The 5,231-nt window shown below is 53.6% G+C and carries 5 protein-coding genes; all 5 read right to left on the bottom strand.

Features of this window, described 5'->3' with window-relative positions; all coding sequences use genetic code 11:
- Positions 1–8 precede the first annotated feature (8 nt).
- The 5 genes from QZR21_RS07865 to guaB are packed head-to-tail and all read right to left on the bottom strand — an operon-like array spanning position 9 to position 4,891.
- The gene (locus QZR21_RS07865; protein ID WP_296974772.1) at positions 9–1,310 is read right to left on the bottom strand and encodes a glycosyltransferase family 2 protein; all 1,302 of its coding nucleotides are present in this window, start codon (positions 1,308–1,310) and stop codon (positions 9–11) included.
- Entirely contained in the window at positions 1,310–2,035 is a 726-nt protein-coding gene (gene pssA, locus QZR21_RS07870; RefSeq protein ID WP_296098793.1) for a CDP-diacylglycerol--serine O-phosphatidyltransferase, read from the bottom strand. The genes QZR21_RS07865 and pssA overlap by 1 nt, the downstream gene beginning before the upstream one ends.
- The gene (locus QZR21_RS07875) at positions 2,036–2,683 is read right to left on the bottom strand and encodes a phosphatidylserine decarboxylase (RefSeq protein ID WP_296098796.1); all 648 of its coding nucleotides are present in this window, start codon (positions 2,681–2,683) and stop codon (positions 2,036–2,038) included.
- A complete protein-coding gene (locus QZR21_RS07880; protein ID WP_296974769.1) occupies positions 2,683–3,432 on the bottom strand; it encodes a WecB/TagA/CpsF family glycosyltransferase in 750 nt (249 codons plus the stop codon). Before QZR21_RS07880 ends, QZR21_RS07875 begins: the two co-directional genes overlap by 1 nt.
- 1 nt (position 3,433) lies before the next feature.
- Positions 3,434–4,891: an IMP dehydrogenase gene (gene guaB / locus QZR21_RS07885; protein WP_296098802.1), complete on the bottom strand. Its 1,458-nt coding sequence runs from the start codon at positions 4,889–4,891 to the stop codon at positions 3,434–3,436.
- Between the last annotated feature and the right edge of the window lie 340 nt (positions 4,892–5,231).

Consider the following 5,231-nt stretch of genomic DNA (forward strand, 5'->3'; position numbering starts at 1 on the left):
GTCGATGGTCAGTCCGCTGTCACCGCCGTAGCCCAGCCAGATGCGACGGTTGATGGGTCGATTTCTTTTTTTCTTGTCAGTTTTGCCTGCTGGAAGTGCATGCTTCTCGTATGGATGGTATGGACCCAGCCCTTCTTGTGCCGGTCTTTCCAGCCAAGGATGGTGACCGGTATCCAGGAGTACATGAATATGGGGTACACCAGCCAGTAGAGGTAAATTTTCAGAGGTACTTCGATCTGCAGGAGCACGATGAGGGGTACCACGGACTGGATGAAGCCCAGGACTGCCCAGAACTGCCGGGGAACCAGTACATCATTATAGAGAATCACTGTGAAGCAGGGATAGAACATATTGATGTAGGTCATGACCAGGTAGAACGTGGAGAGCAGGAGGAAGTAGTTCTGCAGGAGCTGCATGATGCCATCCAGGATGACGATACTGTGACGCTTGATGCCTTCCTTGAAGAGGATCGGGATATAGCGCTCGGAGCAGTCGAACTGGCCCTGGGCCCACCGTTTTCTCTGGCGGCAGGAGGCCATGAATCCCAACGGCTTTTCATCGTAAATGATGGCATCATGGACCCAGCAGGTACGGATGCCGTGGGACAGGCATTTCATGGAGAATTCCATATCCTCCGTCAGGCAGTCGCAGCCCCAGCCGTATTTCTTCACGATGTCCGAGGCGATGCACATGCCCGTGCCGCCGAGGCAGGAAGAAAGGCCCAGGTTGTACTTGCCCAGATGCCACAGATGGTTGATGGTCCAGAAGGCAATGGCAAAGGTACCGGATACCCATGTGTCCGTCGGGTTCTTGGCGGACAGGTATCCCTGGAGTACTTTCTGTCCCTTCAGGAGTCGGTTGTTCATGACTGCCAGGAAATCCAGGTGCACCAGGTTGTCGGAGTCGAAGACGCAGAAAGCGTCGTAGCCCTTATTGAGGGCGAAAATTTTCGGGAATACCCAGTCCATGGCATAGCCCTTCCCCACCAGTTCCTTGTTCGTCCGTTCAAAGACGTAGGCGCCGTGGGCCCGGGCCAGGTCTGCCGTATGGTCGGTACAGTTATCCGCTATGACATAGACATCATAGAGTTCCTTCGGGTATTTCAGGAGTTTCAGGTTGTCCAGGAGGTCCCCCAGCACCCGCTCTTCGTTATGGGCCGGTATGACCACGGCGAAGCGGCTCTTCGGGGGAACCAGGTTCTTTTCTTTTCGATGCCACATGCCGCATACAGCAATCACTGTGTAGTAAATCGTGAAAAACGCCACAATGAGCTGTATAGGAATCATGATTATATCGAGTATGTGAGTCATCATAATTCTGTCTTTCCGCCATCTCCTCTATTCACTTTCCTGTGGGCTTTCCGTTTAGCCTTACGGCGGTTCAGGAATGTATTCATCATACCGAAGATGATGAAGGCCGCAGACAGGGCTGCTGCCCAGATGGGCCAGTAAAAGAATGTGCAGACAATGAAGAATGCCAGGCAGATAATGATGGCCGGCAGGTGCAGCTGGTCTGCACTGGCGCCTTTGTTATCGGGATAGTGGATTTCACTGACCATGAGGAAGGCCAGGATCAGTACGCACACCATGGCCAGCCAGTTCCAGATTTTAGCACCGGAGAGGACGTAGGATGCTACAATGATGCCGGTCATCGGGCAGGGAAGTCCTTCGAAATAGCCGTGAACACTGGTGACTTTCACGTTGAACCGGGCCAGCCGGAAAGCGCAGAATGTACCCAGCAGGGCGCAGGGAATGAAGCCGATGGGTCCCAGTTCATGGAGCTGGTAGGCGTACATGAGGGCGCCTGCAGCGATGCCGAAGGAAATGTCATCGGACAGGGAGTCCAGTTCCACCCCCATGGGGCCTGCGGTATGCAGGGCCCGGGCCACACGGCCGTCCAGGGCGTCCGCCACCATGGCAATCAGAATGAATACAGCGGCGGTTTTAAAATTTCCGGATATGGACATCATAATAGACAGCCCGCCGAAAAAGGCATTTGCCGCGGTCACTGTATTTGCTACCCATGATTTATTCACTTACTTCAGCCTCCCTACCACCGTGAGTCCGCCTTTCACCTTGTCCCCTTTTTTGACAAGGATGTCGCAGTCTCCGGGAATATAGAGCTCCGTGCAGGAGCCAAATTTAATCATACCGTAAAGTTCCCCTTTGTCCAGATGGTCCCCCAGGTTTTTCCAGGATACCACCCGCCGTGCCAGGATACCAGCAATGAGGATGACCAGGATGGACCGTTTCTTTCCGGTAATGCCGATGGCTCCCTGCTCATTGACGAAGCCGACCCCCTCTTTATAGGCGGGAAGGAACCGTCCCTGGGTATAGGACTGGTACCTGATGTCCCCTTCCATGGGAGCCCGATTGCAGTGGACATCGAAGATGGAAAGGAAAATGGTGATCTTGTGGCACTTTTCCCCGAGGAACATGTCCTCTTCCACATCGTGAGATACATCGACCACCGTGCCGTCTGCCGGAGATACGAGAGTATCATCGCCCTGGGGAATCTTACTGTTCCTTGGCGGGCAGCGGAAGAAATAGGTGAAATAGATACACAGGATGAATGGAATCACGGCAATGTAGTACCATTTCACATAGCACAGGGCAAGGCCCACGAGAAGGGTAACGAGGATGAAGGGATATCCTTCCGGTAATATAATCGGTTTTTTCAGCATCACTTACTCCCACGTTCTTTTTTCCATTTTTTGACGGCTCCCATAAATTTCGGAAGTGCCATCATCCGGCCGATGCGGCTGGGCTGGAGGTACAGGCGGTATGCCCACTCGAGACGATGCTTCTGCATCCACAGGGGCGCCCGTTTCAGGTTGCCGCTCATCACGTCGAACACGCCGCCGATACCCATAGCGAGGACTCCCAGTTCCTCTTTATGGGCGTAGAGCCATTTTTCCTGCTTCGGCACGCCGAGGCCGGCAAAAAGAAGTTTGGCGCCGCTCTTTTTGATATCTTCTATGATTTTCTTTTCTTCTTCTGCATTGAAGTAGCCGTCATGGCATCCCACGAGGGTAAAACTGCCGTGGTCTTCCATGAATTTTTTGGCCGCCTTCGCAGCGACTCCCGGATTTCCTCCGAGGAAATAGACGGGCCAGTGCATGGCGGAGGCCATTTTCAGGAGTTCCACCGTCAGGTCTGCCCCCGTCACCCGTTCCGGGAATGGGGTGCCCAGCTGTTCTCCGGCCCAGAGGACGCCGGCGCCATCGGGGACTACCAGATCCGCATGGTTCAGGATCTTTCCCAGCTCCCGGTCCTTTTGGACTATCATAATCATTTCCGCATTGGCCGTGGCAATCATGGAGGGCTTCCCCGCCTCGATCTGTTCTTTGGCCCAGGCCACTGCTTCTTTCATGGTCACCGCATGGATGCGGATATCCATAACCACATGGGATGTAATCGAATGATCTGTCATTTTACTTTACACTGTAATTCGGTGCTTCCTTCGTGATGCTTACATCATGGGGATGGCTCTCGCGGAGCCCGGCACCGGTAATTTCTATAAACTGGGTCTCTTCATTCATGGCTTTGATATTCGGTGTGCCACAGTAACCCATGGCTGCCCGGAGGCCGCCGATGAGCTGGAAGAGAACGTCGGAAACATGACCTCTGTAAGGAATACGGCCTTCAATGCCTTCCGGTACCAGTTTCTTTGCATTCTGCTGGAAATACCGGTCCTTACTGCCTGCCTGCATGGCGCCAAGAGAGCCCATGCCCCGGTAGGATTTATAATTCTTGCCCTGGTAAATGATGGTTTCGCCCGGGCTTTCTTCCGTGCCTGCCAGAAGGTTGCCCAGCATGACGGAGGACGCACCGGCGCCCAGGGCCTTGGCGATATCGCCGGAATACTGGATGCCGCCGTCGGCGATGATGGGGATGCCGGTTCCTTCGGCCGCCCGCGCGCAGTCATAGACCGCCGTAATCTGGGGCACGCCGATGCCTGCAATGACACGGGTGGTGCAGATAGACCCCGGTCCGATACCCACTTTCACCGCATCCACACCGGCCTCGATAAGGGCCTTCGTGGCATCATAGGTAGCCACGTTGCCCGCAATAAGTTCCAGATGGGGGAAATCTTTCCGCAGTTTCCGGATGGTCTGGAGTACCCCTTCGCTGTGGCCGTGGGCCGTATCGATGACGAGAACATCCGCCTTCGCCGCCAGGAGCGCTTCCACCCGTTCCTCCACGTCCGGAGTGACGCCGATGGCCGCCGCTGCCAGGAGCCGGCCGTCTTCATCTTTTACGGCGTTCGGATATTTCTTCATTTTTTCAATATCCCGGATGGTGATCAGGCCTTTCAGATAGCCCTTATCATCTACGAGAGGAAGTTTTTCAATGCGGTGGGCCTTCAGAATTTCCTTGGCCTCTTCCATGGTCGTATGCTCCGGTGCCGTCACGAGGCCTTCGGAGGTCATGATGTCGCTGATGGGCCGGCTGAGGTCGGTCTCAAACCGCATATCCCGGTTCGTAATGATGCCCACCAGTTTTCCTTCGTCCGTAATGGGGACGCCGGAAATGTGGTACTTATTCATCAGTTCATCCGCGTCCGCCAGTGTATTGTCCGGTGCCAGGTAAATGGGATCCACAATGACCCCATGTTCCGACCGTTTCACGAGCTTCACTTCCCGGGACTGTTCATCGATGCTCATATTCTTATGAATGACACCGATGCCCCCTTCCCGGGCCATGGCGATGGCCATTTCCGCTTCCGTTACCGTATCCATCCCGGCACTCATGATCGGGATATTCAGCCGGATATGCCGGGTGAGCTGGGTGCTCACATCCACATCCCGGGGCAGCACCTCGGAATGGGCGGGAATCAGGAGTACATCATCAAAGGTAAGACCTTTCTTGCCAAATTTATCTGCTCTCATCATAGCCTCCATTTCAAGAAACATCGTTTCATCATAAATAACAGGTATATGACTTTGATTCCATCACTAATTTAATCATTATAGCATAAATAAGGGGTGAGGAAAAAGGAAGAGTTGCGAATTGATTGGAAATGGGCATGAAGAACGGGTCTGCAGCAGCCCCGGATACCTGCCAATTTCAGTTTGTCGAGCTGGTGGACGACGCTGATGGATAGAGTCATTCGTGCGGGGGCTTCTAGCTGCTAGGGAAACGCTGATTTAATCGAGAAAATATCGTCATAAAACGCATTTTCCTGTAAAATAGAGATAAAAGATAAGAAGTGTCATGAAAGGCGGTATT

The organism is uncultured Dialister sp., assembly GCF_900541605.1.
Taxonomy (GTDB): Bacteria; Bacillota; Negativicutes; order Veillonellales; family Dialisteraceae; genus Dialister.

What these genes read in the sequence shown, in the direction of transcription:
- QZR21_RS07865 (WP_296974772.1), bottom strand. Translation starts at nt 1,310, where the DNA reads ATGACTCACATACTCGATATAATCATGATTCCTATACAGCTCATTGTG.
- QZR21_RS07875 (WP_296098796.1), bottom strand. Translation starts at nt 2,683, where the DNA reads ATGCTGAAAAAACCGATTATATTACCGGAAGGATATCCCTTCATCCTC.
- QZR21_RS07880 (WP_296974769.1), bottom strand. Translation starts at nt 3,432, where the DNA reads ATGACAGATCATTCGATTACATCCCATGTGGTTATGGATATCCGCATC.
- guaB (WP_296098802.1), bottom strand. Translation starts at nt 4,891, where the DNA reads ATGAGAGCAGATAAATTTGGCAAGAAAGGTCTTACCTTTGATGATGTA.